Annotated in this window: 16 protein-coding genes; 3 read left to right on the plus strand and 13 right to left on the minus strand. The window is 71.2% G+C overall.

The genetic code is table 11. The features are described from left to right. Positions 1-6: 6 nt before the first annotated feature. From Q1B24_RS02420 to Q1B24_RS02430, 3 genes are all read right to left on the minus strand, one after another. Positions 7-1071: a ScyD/ScyE family protein gene (locus Q1B24_RS02420; protein WP_299922832.1), complete on the minus strand. Its 1065-nt coding sequence runs from the start codon at positions 1069-1071 to the stop codon at positions 7-9. A gap of 115 nt (positions 1072-1186) precedes the next feature. Continuing rightward, positions 1187-2404 (minus strand): transcriptional regulator, encoded by a 1218-nt coding sequence (locus tag Q1B24_RS02425; RefSeq protein WP_299922834.1) that lies wholly within the window; start codon positions 2402-2404, stop codon positions 1187-1189. Between the two features lie 125 nt (positions 2405-2529). Further along, complete coding sequence (locus tag Q1B24_RS02430; RefSeq protein ID WP_299922836.1) at positions 2530-3444, minus strand: hypothetical protein; 915 nt, start codon at positions 3442-3444, stop codon at positions 2530-2532. A 231-nt stretch (positions 3445-3675) separates the two neighbouring features. On the opposite strand from Q1B24_RS02430, the gene Q1B24_RS02435 reads away from it, so the two are divergent. Further along, the gene (locus tag Q1B24_RS02435; RefSeq protein ID WP_299922839.1) at positions 3676-5115 is read left to right on the plus strand and encodes an HNH endonuclease signature motif containing protein; all 1440 of its coding nucleotides are present in this window, start codon (positions 3676-3678) and stop codon (positions 5113-5115) included. 311 nt (positions 5116-5426) lie between these two features. Here Q1B24_RS02435 and Q1B24_RS02440 read toward each other — a convergent pair whose 3' ends face one another. The 4 genes from Q1B24_RS02440 to Q1B24_RS02455 are packed head-to-tail and all read right to left on the minus strand — an operon-like array spanning position 5427 to position 9142. Continuing rightward, complete coding sequence (locus Q1B24_RS02440; RefSeq protein ID WP_299922841.1) at positions 5427-6560, minus strand: XdhC/CoxI family protein; 1134 nt, start codon at positions 6558-6560, stop codon at positions 5427-5429. Continuing rightward, positions 6553-7680 (minus strand): VWA domain-containing protein, encoded by a 1128-nt coding sequence (locus tag Q1B24_RS02445; protein WP_299922843.1) that lies wholly within the window; start codon positions 7678-7680, stop codon positions 6553-6555. Before Q1B24_RS02445 ends, Q1B24_RS02440 begins: the two co-directional genes overlap by 8 nt. Further along, positions 7677-8543 carry a MoxR family ATPase gene (locus Q1B24_RS02450; RefSeq protein ID WP_299923197.1) on the minus strand — a complete coding sequence of 289 codons (867 nt, stop codon included), beginning with the start codon at positions 8541-8543 and terminating at the stop codon, positions 7677-7679. Before Q1B24_RS02450 ends, Q1B24_RS02445 begins: the two co-directional genes overlap by 4 nt. 53 nt (positions 8544-8596) lie before the next feature. After that, a complete protein-coding gene (locus tag Q1B24_RS02455) occupies positions 8597-9142 on the minus strand; it encodes a nucleotidyltransferase family protein (protein WP_299922845.1) in 546 nt (181 codons plus the stop codon). A gap of 156 nt (positions 9143-9298) precedes the next feature. On the opposite strand from Q1B24_RS02455, the gene Q1B24_RS02460 reads away from it, so the two are divergent. Continuing rightward, complete coding sequence (locus Q1B24_RS02460) at positions 9299-10054, plus strand: DsbA family protein (protein ID WP_299922847.1); 756 nt, start codon at positions 9299-9301, stop codon at positions 10052-10054. Then, positions 10051-10698, plus strand: a complete 648-nt coding sequence (locus Q1B24_RS02465) for a vitamin K epoxide reductase family protein (protein WP_299922849.1) — start codon at positions 10051-10053, stop codon at positions 10696-10698. Before Q1B24_RS02460 ends, Q1B24_RS02465 begins: the two co-directional genes overlap by 4 nt. 28 nt (positions 10699-10726) lie before the next feature. On the opposite strand, the gene Q1B24_RS02470 is transcribed toward Q1B24_RS02465, so the two are convergent. From Q1B24_RS02470 to Q1B24_RS02495, 6 genes are read right to left on the minus strand one after another with little or no spacing between them, the layout of a single operon-like run. Further along, positions 10727-11071, minus strand: coding sequence for a cupin domain-containing protein (locus tag Q1B24_RS02470; protein ID WP_299922851.1), 345 nt, complete (start codon positions 11069-11071; stop codon positions 10727-10729). Next, the gene (locus tag Q1B24_RS02475; RefSeq protein ID WP_299922853.1) at positions 11068-11487 is read right to left on the minus strand and encodes a hypothetical protein; all 420 of its coding nucleotides are present in this window, start codon (positions 11485-11487) and stop codon (positions 11068-11070) included. The genes Q1B24_RS02470 and Q1B24_RS02475 overlap by 4 nt, the downstream gene beginning before the upstream one ends. Then, positions 11484-12215, minus strand: coding sequence for a respiratory nitrate reductase subunit gamma (narI, locus tag Q1B24_RS02480; protein WP_299922855.1), 732 nt, complete (start codon positions 12213-12215; stop codon positions 11484-11486). Before narI ends, Q1B24_RS02475 begins: the two co-directional genes overlap by 4 nt. Further along, positions 12212-12910 (minus strand): nitrate reductase molybdenum cofactor assembly chaperone, encoded by a 699-nt coding sequence (gene narJ / locus Q1B24_RS02485; protein WP_299922857.1) that lies wholly within the window; start codon positions 12908-12910, stop codon positions 12212-12214. The genes narI and narJ overlap by 4 nt, the downstream gene beginning before the upstream one ends. Beyond that, positions 12910-14574 (minus strand): nitrate reductase subunit beta, encoded by a 1665-nt coding sequence (gene narH, locus Q1B24_RS02490; RefSeq protein WP_299922859.1) that lies wholly within the window; start codon positions 14572-14574, stop codon positions 12910-12912. The genes narJ and narH overlap by 1 nt, the downstream gene beginning before the upstream one ends. A 23-nt stretch (positions 14575-14597) precedes the next feature. Continuing rightward, positions 14598-18296: a nitrate reductase subunit alpha gene (locus Q1B24_RS02495; protein WP_299922862.1), complete on the minus strand. Its 3699-nt coding sequence runs from the start codon at positions 18294-18296 to the stop codon at positions 14598-14600. Between the last annotated feature and the right edge of the window lie 133 nt (positions 18297-18429).

An 18429-nucleotide genomic window follows, 5' to 3' on the forward strand; every position in this document is an offset into this window, starting at 1 on the left:
TCTGGCTCAGTAGCGCAGCACGACGCCCTTCGGCTTCTGCGACAGCACCTGCGCGCTGACGAAGAGGTCACCGTCGGCCCACTCGACCGCGGCGGGCATCATCACCTCGGCGTACGGCTTGGCCGTCGTGCGACCGGCCTTGATGCGCGAGACCTGGCCGCCGAAGAGCTGCGCGACATACACGTCGCCGTTGTCCGCGACCGCGACACCCGTGGCACCGGCGAAGCCTGAGGCGACCTCACGGACCTTGCCGGTCTTGATCTTCACCTTGACCAGTCGGCCCTGGGCCCCGGTGCTGCCGTCCTCAGGACCACCGGGGAGCAGCGTGACGTAGAGCCAGCCGCCCTTGCCCACCTCGACGTCGGTCGGCACCGGCTCGAAGTTGAAGGTCTTGCCGACGGTGCAGGCCGGCAGCTTGTTGGCGGCAGCGGCCTCCGCGGTGACGACCACGGGCACCGGAGGCAGGACCGCGAGGGTCTTGACCTTGCCGTTGGGCTTGACCGACACGATCGTGTTGCCGGCGGCGTCGGCGACGTAGGTGATGCCCTTGTGCACGGTCGAGCCGTAGGGGTGCGACTCCATGATGCCCGTGTAGGACGCGGGCACCTCCGGCGGCATCTGGGCCGCGCAGGCGGCGTCCAGCCCGCCCGCGAAGCCGTAGGCCACGTCGCCGTCGGGGTTCCGGGTGCGCTCGTGGTCCCACAGGTCGGCCACCTTGCGCGGCTTCGCGCCCGGCCGCATGGTCCACAGTGCGGTCCTCTTGCGCTTGGTCGTCGCGAAGCGGACGGTCCCACCCGCCTCGGACAGGGCGCCGAGCTCGACGCCCTTGCCGGCCGCGAAGACCACTTCAGGCTTGGCACCGGGCGCGACCGCGGTCAGCAGCCCGGCGAAGTTCTGGGCGACGTAGGCGGTGCCGTTGCCGGCGACGACCATGCTGAGCGGCGAGACCAGCTTCTTCGCCACCGTCGTTGGTTCGGGTGCCGTGGAGGCACTCGCGGCGGGGCTGCCCAGGAGGCTCCCCGTGAGCGCGACGACGGCTCCTGCCGCCATCGCTCGTCGTGTTGCGGCCATGCTTGCTCCCTCGTACGTGGCCGCACTCTCCGGTGCGGCGCCTCGACGCAGGATCGTGCACCGCCAGACGAGCGCGGTCCACTGCATTTGCTCGATCTACCCACAATGGGAGGGGTCAGCGCAGGCTGGCCAGCCTCCCCTTCAGGAGGGGCGCGACCGGGTGGTGCACCGGCAGCGCCGCCAGGCACGCCTCCACGACGGCGGTGTCGTAGGGGGCCAGCTCGCTGTAGCGCAGCACCGCGTCGGCGTCCGGGCGCGCCAGCAGGGCCTCGCGCACGCTGACCGCGAGGTAGTCGCCCATCTGCACCAGCGCGGGCGAGTCGGTGCCGGGAAGGAGGTCGCCGCCGTAGGCGCGCACGGCGGCCCGGACGTCACCGCGGCGGAGCAGCCGCTGCACCTCCTCGACGTCGGTGGTCACGGGCATGGTGAGGCGGTAGGGACGGGAGGACAGCTGCCCCGACAGGGCCGCGCGCAGGTGCGACACCTCCGCCTTCAGGGTCGAGGTGGTCACCGACGCATCACCGTAGAGCAGCGCGTGGAGGTGCTCGACCGACAGACCGGAGGGGTGGAGGGCCAGCAGGGCCAGGATCTCGGTCTGCCGCCGGTTGAGGAGCAGCCGCTGCCCATCGAGCCACACCTGCGCGGTGCCGAGCAGGGTCAGGGTGAGGCCGGGCTCGGCCGGCGCCACGTCGCCCGCCAGCGTCGTACGACGATCAGCCGGGAGCGCCCCCTCGATGAGACGCGCCATCACGCGCGCGGTGGCGAGACCGATGGGGTGCGTGCGGTCCCAGGTCGTCGACAGGTCGATCACGCCGAGCGACCGACCGGTCACCGGGTCGAAGACCGGGGCTGCCCAGCACACCCAGTTGTGCACCACCTCGGCGTAGTGCTCGGCGCTGAAGACCATCGAGGGCGTCCCGGTCCTGCCGGCGATGGCCAGCGCGTTGGTGCCGACGCTCTGCTCGTCCCACCGGCCCCCGGGGACGAAGTTCACGCTCTCGGCCTTGCGCCGCATGACGCGGCCCCCGTAGGTCCAGAGGATCCGGGTCTGGTCGTCGGTCACCGCCACGACGAGGTCACCGTCCTCGGCAGTGCGCCGCAGCTCGTCCTGGACCCGGGACACCGCGGTCTGCAACGGCGAGGCGGCCCAGAAGTCGGCCGTGTCGCCCTCGTCGTCGAGCGGCGCCTGGGTCACCCCGGGCGAGACGACGCCCGACAGCTCCCAGCTGCTGAGGATCTCGGGACGCACGGCCTCGGCATCACCGGCCTCGACGAAGCGCGTCCAGGCGCGGACGGCGTCCACGCGTCGGGCGTGCAGGTCATCGCTGTTCATGGCGGCTCCCGGTCGGTCGCCGCCAACCTAGCCCGAGTGTGATGAGCGCAACAGGGAATCCGCCAGCAGGTCGACCGGAGGTCGTCCGCTGGTCGGGTCACGGCGCAGCGGTCGCGCCGGCCTGCTCAGCGCACGCGCGCGAAGGTGGCGACGATGCCCGGGTGGTCGGTGACCAGCTTCCGGTAGGACTGGAACGAGCGGATGCGGAAGGCCGAGTCGCGCTCGCCCATCACGTAGTCGATCCCTGACCCACCCTTGCGGCCGGTGTAGTTGGTCTCCAGTCGCAGGGGCCGGGTGATCCGTCCCTTGACGAGGTCGTCGGTGGTGTCCCGGTTCTCGGTGACGTTGCAGTCGCACATCCCGACGAACTGCTGCGCCTCGGGAGCGTCCGTGGCGATGGAGCGGATGCGGCTGGCCATCCGCCACATCGCCTCGACACCTCGACGGTTGGCGTAGTTGGGCCCGCCCGAGCGGCGGTTGTGCAGGTGGTTGGGCAGGTGGAAGCTCAGGGCCCGGATCGTGTGACCGGTCTTCCGGTGCCTGAGCACGGCCGCAACGCCGTACTGGTCATGCGCGATGCGGCCGGAGTAGCGCCGCCAGGTCGTGCCGGTCAGGAGCGGGGCCCAGGTCTTCTCGAGCTCCCACACGTCCTTGTCGAAGGCGATCGGGTTGTCGTCGGTGCCGGTCGGGCCCTTCGGCATCAGCAGGGTCCACGACTTCGGCAGTGCCGCGCGCAGCGCCGGCCGGCTGAAGAGGCGCTCCTGGAACCCGATGACCGAGGCGTCGCCGTCGAGCACCTGCCTGATGTCGTGGCGCATCCCGGCGACGCGCATGCCCTTCTTCAGGTTCAGCGTCGCCACGCCGAACTTCGCGCCCGAGGTGAAGGCCGCCCGCTTCTGCTCCTGCTTCTGCTCAGGCGCCTGCTGGCGCGCCTGGGCCGGCGAACCGCCGAGCGCCAGGCCGGAGAGGATCAGGACCGCCACGGCGACGAGAGCGGTCGGTCGGACGAGGGCACGGGGCAGCACGGCGGGAAAAAACATCCCGAAGAAGGTAGGTGAGACGCGACCAAAGGACCAATTCGGCGCCGCGGCGGCGGTCCAGCGTCCGCTGTTCGCGGGGGGATGAAGTCGCGTCACGAGACTCGCCCGCTCCGTTGGTCGAGGAGGGGCGAAGTCCCGTCACGAGGCCCCGGATCTGCCTGCAGATCAGTCGTCCACAGGCTGCTGTCGCGCGGGGTGCGAGTGTCAGACCCCACGTCTACAATCGAACACATGAGCGAAGCGCTGGAGGACCGGGTGGCAGGTGGGGTCGAGGACCTCACCGCCTCCGACCTGCTCGCTTCGATCCGCTCGGCGCGCGAGGTCGAGAACCAGGCCGCAGCTGACCAGCTCGTGCTGGCCGCGCAGTGGGCGGATCTGCACCCGCCCAAGTCGATCCACGACGCGGCGACGTTCTCCGTACCGGCAGCCGGGGGGGAGCACGAGGAGCCCATCGCCGGTGAGGGGTGCCCGTTGGTGGCGGAGTTCTGCATCGCCGAGCTCGGCGGCGTCCTCGGCGTCTCGACGGTCGCGGCGAAGAAGCTCATCGGGCAGGCGCTCGAGCTGCGGCACCGGCTCCCGCGGTTGTGGGCCCTGGTCCACGCCGGCCGGGTCCCGGCGTGGAAGGCCCGCTCGGTCGCGGAGACCACCATCCACTCCTCACCCGCACTCACGAAGGAGGCCGCCGGGTTCGTCGACAGCCAAGTCGCCGCCGTCGCCGGGAAGGTCGGCCCCGCCCAGCTCGACCGCCTCGTCGCAGAGGCGATCAAGCGGTACGACCTCGCCACCCCCGACCCCGCCGATGATCCCGAGGACGGGTGGCTCCACGTCGACCCCCGCCACGTCACCATCGACACCCAAGAAGTCCACTTCGCCGGCACCATGCGCCTCGAGGCCGAGATCGACCTGGCCGATGCGATCGACCTCGACCGGGTCCTGACCCAGGGCGCCGCGACCCAGGCCGCTCTCGGGTCCACCGAATCGCTCAACGTACGCCGCGCCAAGGCCCTCGGCGACCTCGCCCGCACCCAGACCGGCCTCGACCTCCACACCACAGGCTCCGCTGCCGCCGCGAAGACCGAGGACGGCCTGCCGGTCGCACGCGAGGTCGTGCTGCACGCCCACTTCAACGCCCACTTCGACGCCTCCACGGTCGGCGAGCAGACCGTGTTCGGGCCCACCGGCCGGCTCGAGGAGCGCCAGCGGCTCGTGCTCCTCGACCAGGTCAAGGCGCGGTGTGCCGACTCCCGGACGAAGGTCACCATCAAGCCCGTCATCGACCTCAACACCCAGCTGGCCACCGACGCCTACGCAGTGCCCAACCGCATCCGCGAACAGGTCATCCTCCGCGACAAGAACTGCGTGTTCCCGCGGTGCACGAGACCGGCCCGACGCTGCGACATCGACCACGTCATCCCCCACGACCCCGACGCCGAAGCCGAGGGCAGACCCCAGCCCGGGCCCACACAGACCGACAACCTCGCCGCCTTGTGCCGCGGCCACCACCGACTCAAGACCCACTCCGCCTGGCGCTACGACATGGTCGCACCCGGCATCTACGAGTGGACCTCCCCGCACGGCTACCGCTACCGCCGCGACCACCACGGCACCACCGCGATCGAACCGCCCGACACGACGGGCCCACCCAGCGTCCCGCGACCACGCCGACCATGACCCCGCCCCACACCCCGCCACCCACCAGGTAGCGGGGCCATCGGCACGTGTCCACTGCACCGACGAGCTGGTCAGACCTGTGTGCGGCGGATGAACCACTCGGTCGACAGGAGTTCCTTGCGGTCCATCGGTGACAAGCGGGCGATGAGCCCCGGAAGAGCGCCTCGGTCGACCTCAGAACGGTGAGCCAAGATGGCCGCTCCTTCTGCCTCAGCCACCGAGAGACGTCCACTCGGTATGTGACCTCCTCGTCCGGAGTCGACGAGAAGACGAAGGGACCGGCCCCGGACCGCCCCAGCACGGGAATCGCGTCAGTCGTCGTGGTGGATGCGTCCCTGCGTGCTGGCCAGCCGCTCCCCCGAGCCACCCCACTGACGCGCGACGATCTCCGCGGCGATCGACACGGCGGTCTCCTCGGGCGTCCGGGCGCCGAGGTCGAGGCCGATCGGGGACGACAGGAGGGCCAGCTCCGCCTCCCCCAGCCCCGCCTCGACGAGCCGCTCCAGCCGCTCGTCGTGCGTACGACGCGAGCCCATGGCACCGATGTAGCCGGGTCGTACGTCCTCGTCGAGGCGCAGCGCGACCTCGAGCAGCGGTACGTCGAACTTCGGGTCGTGGGTGAGGACCGCCAGGACCGTGCGTCGGTCGATGCGGCCGGCGTCGAGCTCGGCCTGCAGGTAGCGGTGGGGCCAGTCGACGACCACCTCGTCGGCACCGGGGAACCGCGACGTCGTGGCGAAGACGGGACGGGCGTCGCACACCGTCACGTGGTAGCCCAGGAAGGACCCGACCTTGGCGACGGCGGCCGCGAAGTCGATGGCGCCGAAGACGAGCATCCGCGGCTTCGGTGCGAAGCCCCAGACGAAGACCCGCATCCCCTCACCGCGCCGCTCACCGTCCGGGCCGTAGGTCAAGGTGGCGTTGGTGCCCGCCGCCAGCAGGCCGAGGGCGTCGTCGTGCACCGCGGCGTCCGCGCGCGGCGAGCCGAGGCTGCCCTCCGCAGGGACGTCGGGCCGCACCACCATCCGGCGCCCCACCCACGTGGGGTCCGGGTGCTCGATCACGGTCGCCAGGGCCACCGGCCGCCCGGCCTCGATGTCGGCGGCCACCTCCCCCAGCTCGGGGAAGGTCTCGCGCGAGACCCGCTCGACGAAGACGTCGAGGATGCCCCCGCAGGTGAGCCCGACCGCGAACGCGTCGTCGTCGGAGACGCCGTAGCGCTCCAGCACGGGCTCGCCCGAGGCGACGACGGACTGCGCGAGGTCGTAGACCGCACCCTCCACGCAGCCTCCCGACACGGAGCCGACGGCGGTGTCGTCGGGTCCCACCAGCATCGAGGCGCCGGAGGGACGCGGGGCGGAGCGGAAGGTCGCCACGACCGTGCCGACGCCGATGGTCTCGCCGGCCTCCCACCACTGCATCAGCTCGGGCAGCACGTCACGCACGCGCGATCACCTCCGTGAGGTCGGCGAAGGTCGCCAGCGAGTGGCCGGCGAGGAAGTCGTCGCAGTGCGGCAGCGCGGCCACCACCCCGCCCTGCAGCGGCTCGTAGCCCGCCTTGCCGCGGTGGGGGTTGACCCACACCACCCGGTGCGCGATGCGCTGCAGCCGCTCCATCTGCTCGCCGAGCAGCCCGGCATCGCCGCGCTCCCAGCCGTCGCTGAAGACGACGACCACCGCGCCGCGCGCCATCCCGCGCTGGCCCCACCGGTCGAGGAAGACCCGCAGCGTCTCGCCGAGCCGGGTGCCGCCGGACCAGTCGGGCACGACCTCCCCGGCCGCGACGATGGCACGATCGGCGTCGGGCGTGGTGAGCGCGCGGGTCACGTGGGTCAGCCGGGTGCCGAGGGTGAAGGTCTCGACGGTGCCGCCGGAGGTTCGCGCCGAGCGGGTGAGCCGGTGGGCCAGGCGCAGCAGCGCGTCGGCGTACGCCGTCATGGACCCGCTGACGTCGACCAGCAGCACCACCCGGCGGGGACGGGTGCCGCGCCGGCGCCACGCGATCCGGCCGGGCTCACCGAGGTGGCGCAGCGAGTTGCGCAGGGTGCGCGAGGCGTCGAGCTCGCCGCGGTGCCACCGACGGTGGCGTGCCGTACGACGTACGGGCGGGTGCAGCGAGAGCCGCACGAACATCGCCGCGAGACGCCGCCTCTCCGCCGCGTCGAGGGAGGCGACGTCGCGGTGCTGGAGCACCTCCGCCTCCGACGCCATCGCCCGGACCACGTCCTCCTCCTCGGTCTCCCCGGCCCCGCCGGCGCCCTCAGCCTCGGGGAGCAGGTGCGCGGTCGACGGGCGCGAGGCCTCGCGCTGCTGGGCGCGGGGCAGCCCGTCGCGCGGGTCGAACCACGCCGCGAAGACCTGGTCGTAGCGGGCGAGGTCGTCGGGTGAGCCGCAGAGGGTGGCGCGTCCGGCCCAGTAGGTGGCCTGTCGGTCGTCGGCACCGACGGTCGCCACCGCCGCGAGGAACCCGTGGGCGCGGTCCTGCGTCACGGCGACGCCCGCGGCCCGGAGCGCGCGGGTGAAGCCGAGGAGCACCTCGTCGGCCTCGTGGAGGACGTCGTTCATCGCGACAACATCCGGTCGAGCGCGGCGCGCACGCGGTCGGCGTCCTCGCGATACTTCAGCAGGGCGCCGAGGGTGCTGGCCGCCGACGCCAGGTCGAGGTCGGTGGTGCCGAGGTAGGTCAGGGCACGGGCCCAGTCGAGCGTCTCCGCGACGCCGGGCGGCTTGAGCAGGTCGTCGCGAGCACGCAGCTGCTGGACCAGCCCCACCACCTGGCGGGCCAGGGTCTCGCTGACCTCAGGGGCGCGCGAGCGGACGATCTGCACCTCCCGGTCGAGGCCGGGGTGGTCGATCCAGTGGTAGAGGCAGCGCCGCTTCAGCGCGTCGTGCAGCTCGCGGGTGCGGTTGGACGTGAGCACCACCAGCGGAGGTTCGGGCGCGGTGACCGTGCCGAACTCGGGGATGGTGACCTGCCACGTCGAGAGCACCTCGAGCAGGAAGGCCTCGAACTCGTCGTCGGCGCGGTCCACCTCGTCGACCAGCAGCACGGCCGGCGCCTGGCGCAGCGCGGCGAGCACCGGTCGCGCGAGCAGGAAGCGCTCGTCGTACAGGCTCTTCTCGGCCTCGTCGGAGTCGACGTCGCCGGCAGCCTCGAGGGCGCGCAGGTGCAGGATCTGGCGCGGGAAGTCCCAGTCGTAGAGGGCCTGGCTGGCGTCGATCCCCTCGTAGCACTGCAGCCGGACCAGGGGCAGGTCGAGGCTCTGCGCGAGCGCCTCGGCGAGCGCCGTCTTGCCGGTGCCCGGCTCGCCCTCGAGGAGCAGCGGGCGCTGCATCCGGGCGGCGAGGAAGACGACGGTCGCCAGCTCGTCGTCGGAGAGGTAGCCGGTCGCGCCCAGCCGGGCCGCGACGTCGGCGGCGGAGTCCATCCCGTGCACCATGGGACTCAGGCTACGACCCCGCACGTTGGCCGGACGTTGGGTCAGCGGTGGTCCACGTCGGCGCCGGTCGCGAGGTCGCCGCACTCGACCAGCTCGACGTCGTGCGCAGCGAGGTAGTCACGCGCGCCGCGGTCGCCGGTCGCGGTCGCCACGACGCCCGCCCAGTGGTCGCGACCGAGCAGGACCGGGTGCCCCGACACCCCGTCGTACGCCGCCCGCGCCAGCGTCGTGCGCCCGTGCGCGGCGTCGAGCACCCGGTCCACGACGGCGGCGTCGACGTCGGGGAGGTCGACCAGCGAGACGAGGACGCTGTCGTGGTCGGTGCGGGTCAGCGCGTCGAGCCCTGCGCGCAGCGAGGCACCCATCCCCTCGGCCCAGTCGTCGGCGCGGATCCGGGAGACCGACATCGGCAGCAGCGCGGACGCCCGGCGTGCCTCGGCCCCCAGCACCACCACGATCTCCTCGCACGGGCGCAGCGCCTGCACCGCGCGCAGCAGCCACGAGGTGCCGTCGGCGTCGCGGGCCAGCGCCTTGGGCCCGCCGAAGCGGCTCCCCTCTCCGGCAGCCAGCAGCAGTCCGACGGTCACCCGGGTAGCATCCCCGAGCGGTGCGGTGCTCTTCAACCCACCTCCCGCGACTCGGGACCTTGGGCCCGCGATGTCGGGCCGTTGGCCCACGGCGCCAGTGCCGCCGGACTCACAGGCTGGACGCAGACCGCCACCATCCCGCACGCGAGGACCCGCATGAGCACGCGCACGCAGCCGCCGACCCCGCCGACCCGGCCCACCCGACGGGGCACGTCCCAGCCGCCCGCCGCCCGCTACCGCGTCGCCCGGTGGGTGGGCGTCGGGGTCCTCGTCGCACTGGTGGTCGCCGTCATCGCGGTCGTGCTCCGCGACCCGGCCACGACGGACCCGGCTCCCGGCGCGGGCGACGGCGCGGTCGTCGCGCCCAGCGGGCTGGGAGCGGACGGCTCGATCCTCATCGGGGACGGGCCGGTCACCGTCACGATCTACTTCGACTACCTGTGCCCGGCGTGCGGCGCGTTCGAGGAGGCGAACGGCGAGACGCTCGAGCAGCTGCTCGAGGCCGAGGACGTCACGGTGGACCTCCGACCCATCTCCTTCCTGGACCGACTCTCGGAGGGCACCGAGTACTCCACCCGTTCCGCGAACGCCCTGGCGACGGTGGTCGACTCCGCACCCGATCACGCCTGGTCCTTCCACCGGGCGCTGTACGCCCACCAGCCGCCCGAGGGCGCCGAGGGCCTGACCGACGAGCAGCTGGCGAGCATCGCCCGCGACGTCAGCGTGCCGGTGCAGGTGACGGAGCTCTTCGCCGAGCGCCGTCACGAGGCGTGGGTGGCCGAGCAGACCGCCCAGGCGTTCGACAGCGGCGTCACGGGGACGCCCACGATCCTGGTCGACGGCGAGCCGTTCACCGGTGACCCGTACCAACCCGGCTCGCTGGCGGCCGTCGTCGAGCGGGCGGCGCCGTGACCGCGCAGGCGACGCGGAGCGGCGTCGTGGGCGGGACGTCGGGACGGGCAACCGCCCCGTCACGGATCCGCGGGTCCTGGCTCGCGATGCTCTTCTGGTCGGCGGCCAGCCTCACCGCTGCCTTCGTGCTGGCCACGGAGGCCGTCACCCTCGCCGGCGACCAGGAGGCGACCTTCGGCTGCGACATCAATGCCGTTGTCAGCTGCGGCACCGTGGGCAGCTCCTGGCAGGCGTCGGTCTTCGGCTTCCCCAACGCGTTCTTGGGCCTGGTCACCGAGCCAGTGGTGCTGACCATCGCCGCCGCCGGGCTCGCCGGCGTACGCCTCCCACGCTGGATGATGCTGACCGCACAGGTGGGCTACACCCTCGGTCTCGCCCTGGCCTACTGGTTGCTCTACCAGGCGATCTTCCACATCGGCGCGGTGTGCCCGTGGTGCCTGCTGGTCACGGTGGCCACCACCTTCGTGTTCGTGGAGATGACCCGCATCAACGTGCTGGAAGGTCACCTGCCCCTCCCACGAAGGGCACGCCGGTTCGCCGAGGAGCTCATCCACCACCGGCTCGACCTGCTGGCCACCGCGGTGTGGCTGTGCGGGGTCCTGCTTCTCCTCGTCACGCGGTACGGCAGCGCCCTGCTCGGCTGACCCGCCCGCCCGGCCGGCCGTCGGGCGCTCAGGCTCCCGGCACGCCGTGCAGGCCGACGGTCAGGAGCACGGCCGCGTCCTCGAGCGCCTCGAGGTCATGCCGGGTCGGCGGGATCTCGACGTGGTCGCCCGCCTCGCCGTCCCAGGTCTCCTCGCCCGCGTGCAGCCTGACCCTGCCGCGCAGCACCTGCAGGGTCGCCTCACCGGGGCTTTCGTGCTCACCGAGCCGGCGTTGCGCGGCGAGGGCGATGAGCGTCTGGCGCAGCACGCGCCCCTGTCCGCCGTGGAGGGTGTGGGCGCTGCGTCCGGCGCTGCTGCGGCGGGCCTCCGCGAGATGCTCGTCCGCCAGTGCCGTCAGCGAGGTGGTGTTCATCGTCGTCCTCCGAGGTTCGTCGTGGCTGCCGCGGCACGTGCCGCGACGTCGGTGTCGGAGCAGAAGCCCGACCCGGAGCGCTTGAGGCAGAGCAGGCCGAGGAGGGTGTGCTCAGCGTCCACCACGGCCAGCCGACGCAGTCCGGTGCCGGCGAGCTCGTCCCGTAACCGGGCCGCGTCGGCATCCGGCCCGACGGTCCGCCCGGACAGGGTCGACCACCACAGCGCCGGCCCGTCCTCGGGCGCACCCGGCGGCAGGTCCGCGCGGGTCAGCGTCCCCCGCAGCGTCCGCCCCTCGGTGAGGAGCAGGAGGTGGACGTGGCCGTCTGCCAACGCCGACCGTGCCTCGTCGACCGAGACCCTGACCGGCAGGGTCTTCGGGAGGGTGATCATCTGGTCGCGGACCAGTGCCGTCACCGCGGGACCTGGTCCCAGCCGCGGCGGGGTGCCGCACTGCCGAGCGAGCGGTCGTCGCGTGAGCGGTAGACGACGTAGGGACGCGTCAGGTAGCCGACGGGGGCCGAGAACACGTGCACCAGCCGGGTGAAGGGCCACAGCGCGAAGAGGCCGAAGGCGACGAGGGCGTGCAGCTGGAAACCGATCGGCGCCTCAGCCATCAGGTCGGCGTCGGGCTGGAAGGCGAGGAACGAGCGGTACCAGACCGACACGCCCTCGCGGTAGTTGTACTCCCCGCCGAGGCTGAAGATCGAGCCCGCGATGGTGTTCCACATCCCGAGCACGATGGCCGCGCCGAGGAAGGCGTACATCACCTTGTCCATGACGGTGGTGGCGGAGAAGACCGGCCCGACCGTGCGCCGGCGATAGATGAGGATGGTCATGCCGACCAGCGCCACCACCCCGGCGATGAGGCCACCGATGACCGCGACGTAGTGGTAGAGGTGGTCGTCGACCCCGACGGCCTCGGTCCAGGAGCGCGGGACCAGCAGCCCGATGACGTGGCCGCCCACGACGCCGAGCATGCCGAAGTGGAACAGCGGCGAGCCGAGCCGGAGCAACCGGTCCTCGTAGAGCTGGGAGGACCTGGTGGTCCAGCCGAACTTGTCGTAGCGGTAGCGCCACAGGTGCCCGACGACGAAGACCGCGAGGCACAGGTAGGGGACGATGACCCAGAGGAAGACGTTCATCGTGGGGCTCCTACGGGGATGGTGGCGGTCGAGATGAGGGCGGGGCCGGACAGGGCCGGGTCGGCGCCGTATCCGGACAGGCCGACCTCCTCGGCGGGCGGGCCCTGCTCGACGAGACGGCGTACGGCGTCGGCGTCCTCACCCTTGAGCTCGGGCAGGGTGGCGCAGATCGCCAGCAGCGCGGCGGCCCACGGGGAGCCGACGGAGCCGTCGTCGTTGCGCCAGCCGGTGAGGGCGACACGCAGCATCTCCACCCCGGCGCGGTGGTCGTTGAGCAGCCGCCACGCGATGTCGGTGTCGACCGTCGCGCCGAACTGGAGCACGGCGCACAGGTGGTCGGGCAGCTCTCCGAGCTCCTCGGCCCACTCCACCCCGCCCTCGCGGTAGGCCTCCTTGAACTGCACGAGCGCCGCGCCCCGCCTGCGGGTGTCGCCATAGGCGAAGTAGGTCAGGTAGAGCGCGCACTTGCGCGTGTGGTCGAAGGTGGCGACGTAGTCCTGCTGGGCCTCGGCGAGCGGCACCCGGCGCAGGTGATCGAAGAGCCCGGCGAGGTGCGGGTGCTCGGGGGTCAGTGCCTCGAGGTCGTCGAGCGAGGCGATCAGCTCCTCGGTCGGGTAGTCCAGGAGGGCCGAGCAGACCCCCCAGACGCGCGCGGCGTCCTCGTTCGGCTTGGAGGCAGCCCTGCGACGGAACATCACGCGCCACCCCCGTCGCCGCGTGGTGGGAACATCCCCTCGGGAGTCCCCTTGCCGTCCCAGTTGAGGAGGTTCACCCGGCTGGCCTTGTCGTCGGGTGCGGCGAGCGTGTCGGAGGTCTGCCGGTCCTGGAGCATCCGGAAGTTCTCCACCGCCACGGGCGTCGGGTAGCCCGCGCCCTCGCCCAGCAGTGCCTGGTCGTAGTACGAACCAGCCGCGTCGAAGTCGACCGAGCACTCGGTCGCCAGCTCCTCCAGCGCGTGCGCCTGCTCTGCGTGGGCCGGCGGGATCACGTAGCGGTCGGCGTACTTGGCGATCGCCAGCAGGCGGAACATCTCGTACATCTCCTCCTCCGTCATTCCGACGGCAGCGGGGATGTTCGCATCGGGCTCGCGCCCGAGGTTGATGTCACGCATGTAGGAGCGCATCGCGGCGAGCTTCTTCAAGACGCCGTTGACCGGCTCGACATCGCCCGCCGTGAAGAGGTTGGCGAGGTACTCGACCGGGATCCGCAGCGCGTCGATCGCGGCGAACAGGTTGCCCCGGTCCTCGGCGTCCTCACCGGTCTCCTTGACGACGTCGACCACGGGCGACAACGGCGGGATGTACCAGACCATCGGCATCGTGCGGTACTCCGGGTGCAGCGGCAGGGCGACCTTGTAGTCGGTGATGAGCCGGAGCACGGGCGACTTCTTCGCCGCCTCGATCCAGTCGGCCTCGATGCCTGCGGCGAGGGCCGCTCGCTCGACCTCGGGGTCGCGGGGGTCGAGGAACACGCTGCGCTGCGCCTCGTAGAGGTCGTGGTCGTCCTCGACCGACGCAGCCTCGAGGACCGCGTCTGCGTCGTAGAGCATGAGCCCGATGTAGCGCAGCCGGCCCACGCAGGTCTCCGAGCACACGGTCGGGATGCCGACCTCGATCCGCGGGTAGCAGAAGGTGCACTTCTCGGCCTTGCCGGTCTTGTGGTTGAAGTAGACCTTCTTGTAGGGGCATCCCGAGACGCACATGCGCCAACCGCGGCAGCGGTCCTGGTCCACGAGCACGATGCCGTCCTCGGCGCGCTTGTAGATCGCGCCGGAGGGGCACGACGCCGCGCAGGAGGGGTTGAGGCAGTGCTCGCAGATGCGCGGCAGGTAGAACATGAAGGTCTCTTCGAACTCGAGCTTGACCTTGTCCTCGATGCCCTTGAGCATCACGTCACGCGCGGCGTGCTCCTGCGAGCCGCCGAGGTCGTCGTCCCAGTTGGCCGACCACTCGACGTTCATGTCCTTGCCGGAGATCAGGCTCTTGGGCCGGGCCACCGGGAAGGTGTCGGTCTGCGGGGAGCTCGTGAGCGTCTCGTAGTCGTAGGTCCACGGCTCGTAGTAGTCGTCGATCGAGGGCAGCTTGGGGTTGGAGAAGATGGTGAGGAGCTTCTTCAGCCGCCCGCCGGCCCGGAGCGCCAGCCGCCCGTTGGGCTTGCGGATCCATCCGCCCTGCCACTCGTCCTGGTCCTCGTAGGTCCGGGGGTAGCCGAGGCCCGGCCGGGTCTCGACGTTGTTGAACCAGACGTACTCCATCCCGGTGCGGTTGGTCCACGCCTGCTTGCAGGTCACCGAGCAGGTGTGGCACCCGATGCACTTGTCGAGGTTCATCACCATGGCCATCTGAGCCATCACGCGCATGTTGTGTCGTCTCCTCTTCCGGCTCAGTACTCGACCGGCGCGGTCCGCTTGCGGATCATCGTCACTTCGTCCCGGTTGTTGCCGATCGGACCGATGTAGTTGAAGAAGTAGGCGAGCTGGGCGTAGCCGCCGACGATGTGGTTGGGCTTGAGCAGCACGCGGGTGAGGCTGTTGTGGATGCCCCCGCGCTTGCGGTCACGCTCGGTCAGCGGCACGTCGATCAGCCGGTCCTGCGCGTGGTGCATGTAGACGGTGCCCTCGGGCATCCGGTGGCTGACGATGGCCCGGGCCGCTACGACGCCGTTGCGGTTGACCATCTCGATCCAGTCGTTGTCCTTGATCCCGACCTTGGCGGCGTCGCGGTCGGAGACCCACACCGACTGGCCACCTCGCGACAGCGAGAGCATGAACAGGTTGTCCTGGTACTCCGAGTGGATCGACCACTTGTTGTGCGGCGTGAGGTAGCGGACCGAGACGCCGAGCTCGTTCTGCTCGCCGATCGGCGCCTCCCCGAAGAGCTCGGTCATGTTGAGCGGCGGCCGGTAGACCGGCAGCGCCTCACCCATGCCGAGGAACCAGTCGTGGTCGACGTAGAACTGCTGGCGACCGGTCAGGGTGTGGAACGGCTTCTTCCGCTCGATGTTGATGGTGAACGGGCTGTAGCGCCGGCCTCCGGACTCCGATCCCGACCACTCCGGCGAGGTGATCACCGGCACCGGCTGGACCTGGGTGTCGGCGAAGGTGATCTGCTTGCCCTCGTGCTCGGCGGCAAGGTCGTGCAGCTGCATGCCGGTGCGCTTCTCCAGGAACTTGAAGCCCTGGGTGGCCAGGTGGCCGTTGGAGACCCCGGCCAGGTGGAGCATCGCGTCGGCCATCTGGACGTCGGTCTCGACCTTGGGCTGGCCGTCCCCGGCGCCGCCGTGGACCACCCCGTTGCGGGTGCGCAGGATGTCGACCTCGCGCTTGACGTCGTAGGCGACGCCCTTGGTGAGCATCCCGACCTTCTCCAGGAGCGGGCCGATCGAGGTCATCTTGTCGAAGATCGCGGTGTAGTCGCGCTCGGCGACCGCGATCACCGGCATCGTCTTGCCCGGCACCGGGTCGACCTCGCCGAGCTTCCAGTCCTTGACCACGCCGTGCTCGGAGGCCATCGCCTCCGGCGTGTCGTGCCACAGCGGCTTGGCGATGACGTCCTTGCGGGTGCCGAGGTGGTCGACAGCGAGCTCGGAGAACTTCTTCGCGATCACCTTCCACGCGTCCCAGTCCGACTTCGTCTGCCACGGCGGCGCGATCGCCGGGTTGAACGAGTGGACGAAGGGGTGCATGTCGGTGGTGGAGAGATCGTGCTTCTCGTACCAGGTCGCGGCCGGCAGCACGACGTCGCTGAAGATCGTCGACGACGTCATCCGGAAGTCGATCGTCATCAGCAGGTCGAGCCGGCCCTCGGCCGCCTTCTCCGCCCACACGACGTCCGTCGGGCGCTGGTCCGGCGGCGCCTCCACCGCGGTGGCGGCCGAGTCGGTGCCCAGCAGGTGGCGCAGGAAGTACTCGTTGCCCTTGGCCGAGGAGCCGAGCAGGTTCGAGCGCCACAGCGACAGCACGCGCGGGTGGTTGTCCTCGTGCTCGGGGTCCTCGACGGCGAACCGGAGGCTGCCCTCCTTGAGCTGCTGGGCGACGTACGCCGGAGCCTCCATGCCCGCCGCCTCGGCGTCGTCGGCCAGCTGCAGGCTGCTGCGGTCGAACGTGGGGTACGACGGCGACCACCCGAGCCGGACCGACTGGGCCAGCAGGTCCATCATCGTCCTCCCGGCGAAGACGCCCGTGCCGGAGTCGAGGTCGTCGGCGCTGAAGCCGTCGTAGCGGTACTGCGAGGTGTTCACGTACCAATAGGCGGTCTGGTTCATGTGACGCGGCGGCCGGTGCCAGTCGAGCGCGAAGGCCATGTGCTGGAAGCCCATGATCGGGCGGATCTTCTCCTGCCCGACGTAGTGGGCCCAGCCTCCGCCGTTGCGGCCCTGCGTACCGGTGATCGTGGTGAGCAGGAGGATCGCGCGGTAGATCTGGTCGGAGTGGAACCAGTGGTTGACCCCGGCGCCCAGCAGGATCATGCCGCGACCGTCGGTGTCGATGGCGTTCTGTGCCCACTCCCGCGCGAGGCGGGTGACCTGGCTGGCCGGGACGCCGGTGTGCTGCTCCTGCCACGCGGGCGTGGCGGGGACGGCGGGGTCGTCGTAGCCGCGGGGGTCCGACTCGCTGGCGCGCGGCCACACCCCCGGCAGGCCGTCGCGGGCGACGCCGTACTGCGCGAGCAGCAGGTCCAGCACGGTGGTGACCACGCGCTCGCCCACGCGGGCGACGGGCACGCCGCGGCGCTCGTGGACGACCTTGCCGTCGGCCGCGTCGAAGCGCGGCAGCTCGACCTCGACGGACTCGCGGGTCCCGCCCTGGTGGTCGCGGTACATGCTGAGCGCGGGGTCGATGTCGCCGAGCTCGAGGTTCCACTTGCCCAGGCCCTCGTCGCCGAAGCGGTCGCCGATGGAGCCGTGCGGGATGCGCACCTCGCCGGTGGCGGCGTCGATGACGGCCGGCTTCCACATGGCGTTCTCGCTGTCCCCGCCGAGGTCGCCTTCGACGAGGAACTTGCCGGGACGGTAGGCCCCGGAGGCGTCCGGCTCGAGGCAGACGAGGTGTGGCAGGTCGGTGTACTGCTTGTTGTAGGACTCGAAGAACGGCGTGCTCGCGTCAGCGAAGAACTCCTTGAGCACGACGTGCCCCATCGCCATCGCCAGCGCACCGTCGGTGCCGGGCGCCGGGCTCACCCACTCGTCGGCGAACTTCACGTTCTCGGCGTAGTCGGGCGCCACGGCGATGACCTTCTGCCCGCGGTAGCGCGCCTCGGTCATCCAGTGGGCGTCGGGCGTGCGGGTCATCGGGACGTTGGAGCCCCACATCATCAGGTAGCCGGCATCCCACCAGTCCCCCGACTCCGGGACGTCGGTCTGGTCGCCGAACATCTGCGGCGAGGCATTCGGCAGGTCGGCGTACCAGTCGTAGAAGGAGAGCATCGGGGCGCCGATGAGCTCGAGGAAGCGCGCGCCCGAGGTGTAGGAGACCGGCGACATCGCGGGGATCGGTGAGAAGCCGGCGATCCGGTCGGGACCCCACCGCTTGACGGTGTAGACGTGCGCCGCGGCAATGATCTCGACGACCTCGTCCCACGTCGCGCGCACCAGGCCACCCTTGCCGCGAGCCTTCTTGTAGACCCGCGCCTTCTCCTCGTCCTGGACGATGGATCCCCAGGCCACGACCGGGTCGCCGTACTGCTGCTTGGCGGCGCGGTACATCTCGAGCAGCACGCCGCGGACGTAGGGGTAGCGCACCCGGGTCGGGCTGTAGGTGTACCAGCTGAACGCGGCGCCGCGCGGGCACCCGCGCGGCTCGTACTCCGGGCGGTCGGCACCGGCACTGGGGTAGTCGGTCTGCTGCGCCTCCCAGGTGATGATCCCGTCCTTGACGTAGACCTTCCACGAGCAGGAGCCGGTGCAGTTGACCCCGTGCGTGGAGCGCACCACCTTGTCGTGGCTCCAGCGGTCGCGGTAGAAGACGTCGCCCTCGCGGCCGCCCTTCTTGTGCAGGGTCCGCTGGTCCTCGCTCACCTCCGCCTTGGTGAAGAACCGGCGGCTGCCGATCAGTGCCGACGTCAGGGAGCTTTCGTGGGGCATGGTGGAGATCCTCCGGGCAGGGTCGAGGCGGTCGGCGATTTCGACCCTAGACACCACGCACGCCCCACCGCCACCATCTGGGGGAGCGAGCAGCACAAGGTCACCAATAAAAGGACTTTGGTCCCGAATTGGT

This window comes from uncultured Nocardioides sp., from assembly GCF_947488025.1.
Taxonomy (GTDB): domain Bacteria; phylum Actinomycetota; class Actinomycetes; order Propionibacteriales; family Nocardioidaceae; genus Nocardioides.

Excerpts from the sequence above, each read along its gene's own strand:
- Q1B24_RS02420 (WP_299922832.1), bottom strand. The coding sequence starts at position 1,071 with ATGGCCGCAACACGACGAGCGATGGCGGCAGGAGCCGTCGTCGCGCTC.
- Q1B24_RS02425 (WP_299922834.1), bottom strand. The coding sequence starts at position 2,404 with ATGAACAGCGATGACCTGCACGCCCGACGCGTGGACGCCGTCCGCGCC.
- Q1B24_RS02430 (WP_299922836.1), bottom strand. The coding sequence starts at position 3,444 with ATGTTTTTTCCCGCCGTGCTGCCCCGTGCCCTCGTCCGACCGACCGCT.
- Q1B24_RS02435 (WP_299922839.1), top strand. The coding sequence starts at position 3,676 with ATGAGCGAAGCGCTGGAGGACCGGGTGGCAGGTGGGGTCGAGGACCTC.
- Q1B24_RS02445 (WP_299922843.1), bottom strand. The coding sequence starts at position 7,680 with ATGAACGACGTCCTCCACGAGGCCGACGAGGTGCTCCTCGGCTTCACC.
- Q1B24_RS02450 (WP_299923197.1), bottom strand. The coding sequence starts at position 8,543 with ATGGACTCCGCCGCCGACGTCGCGGCCCGGCTGGGCGCGACCGGCTAC.
- Q1B24_RS02460 (WP_299922847.1), top strand. The coding sequence starts at position 9,299 with ATGAGCACGCGCACGCAGCCGCCGACCCCGCCGACCCGGCCCACCCGA.
- Q1B24_RS02470 (WP_299922851.1), bottom strand. The coding sequence starts at position 11,071 with ATGAACACCACCTCGCTGACGGCACTGGCGGACGAGCATCTCGCGGAG.
- narI (WP_299922855.1), bottom strand. The coding sequence starts at position 12,215 with ATGAACGTCTTCCTCTGGGTCATCGTCCCCTACCTGTGCCTCGCGGTC.
- narJ (WP_299922857.1), bottom strand. The coding sequence starts at position 12,910 with ATGTTCCGTCGCAGGGCTGCCTCCAAGCCGAACGAGGACGCCGCGCGC.
- narH (WP_299922859.1), bottom strand. The coding sequence starts at position 14,574 with ATGCGCGTGATGGCTCAGATGGCCATGGTGATGAACCTCGACAAGTGC.
- Q1B24_RS02495 (WP_299922862.1), bottom strand. The coding sequence starts at position 18,296 with ATGCCCCACGAAAGCTCCCTGACGTCGGCACTGATCGGCAGCCGCCGG.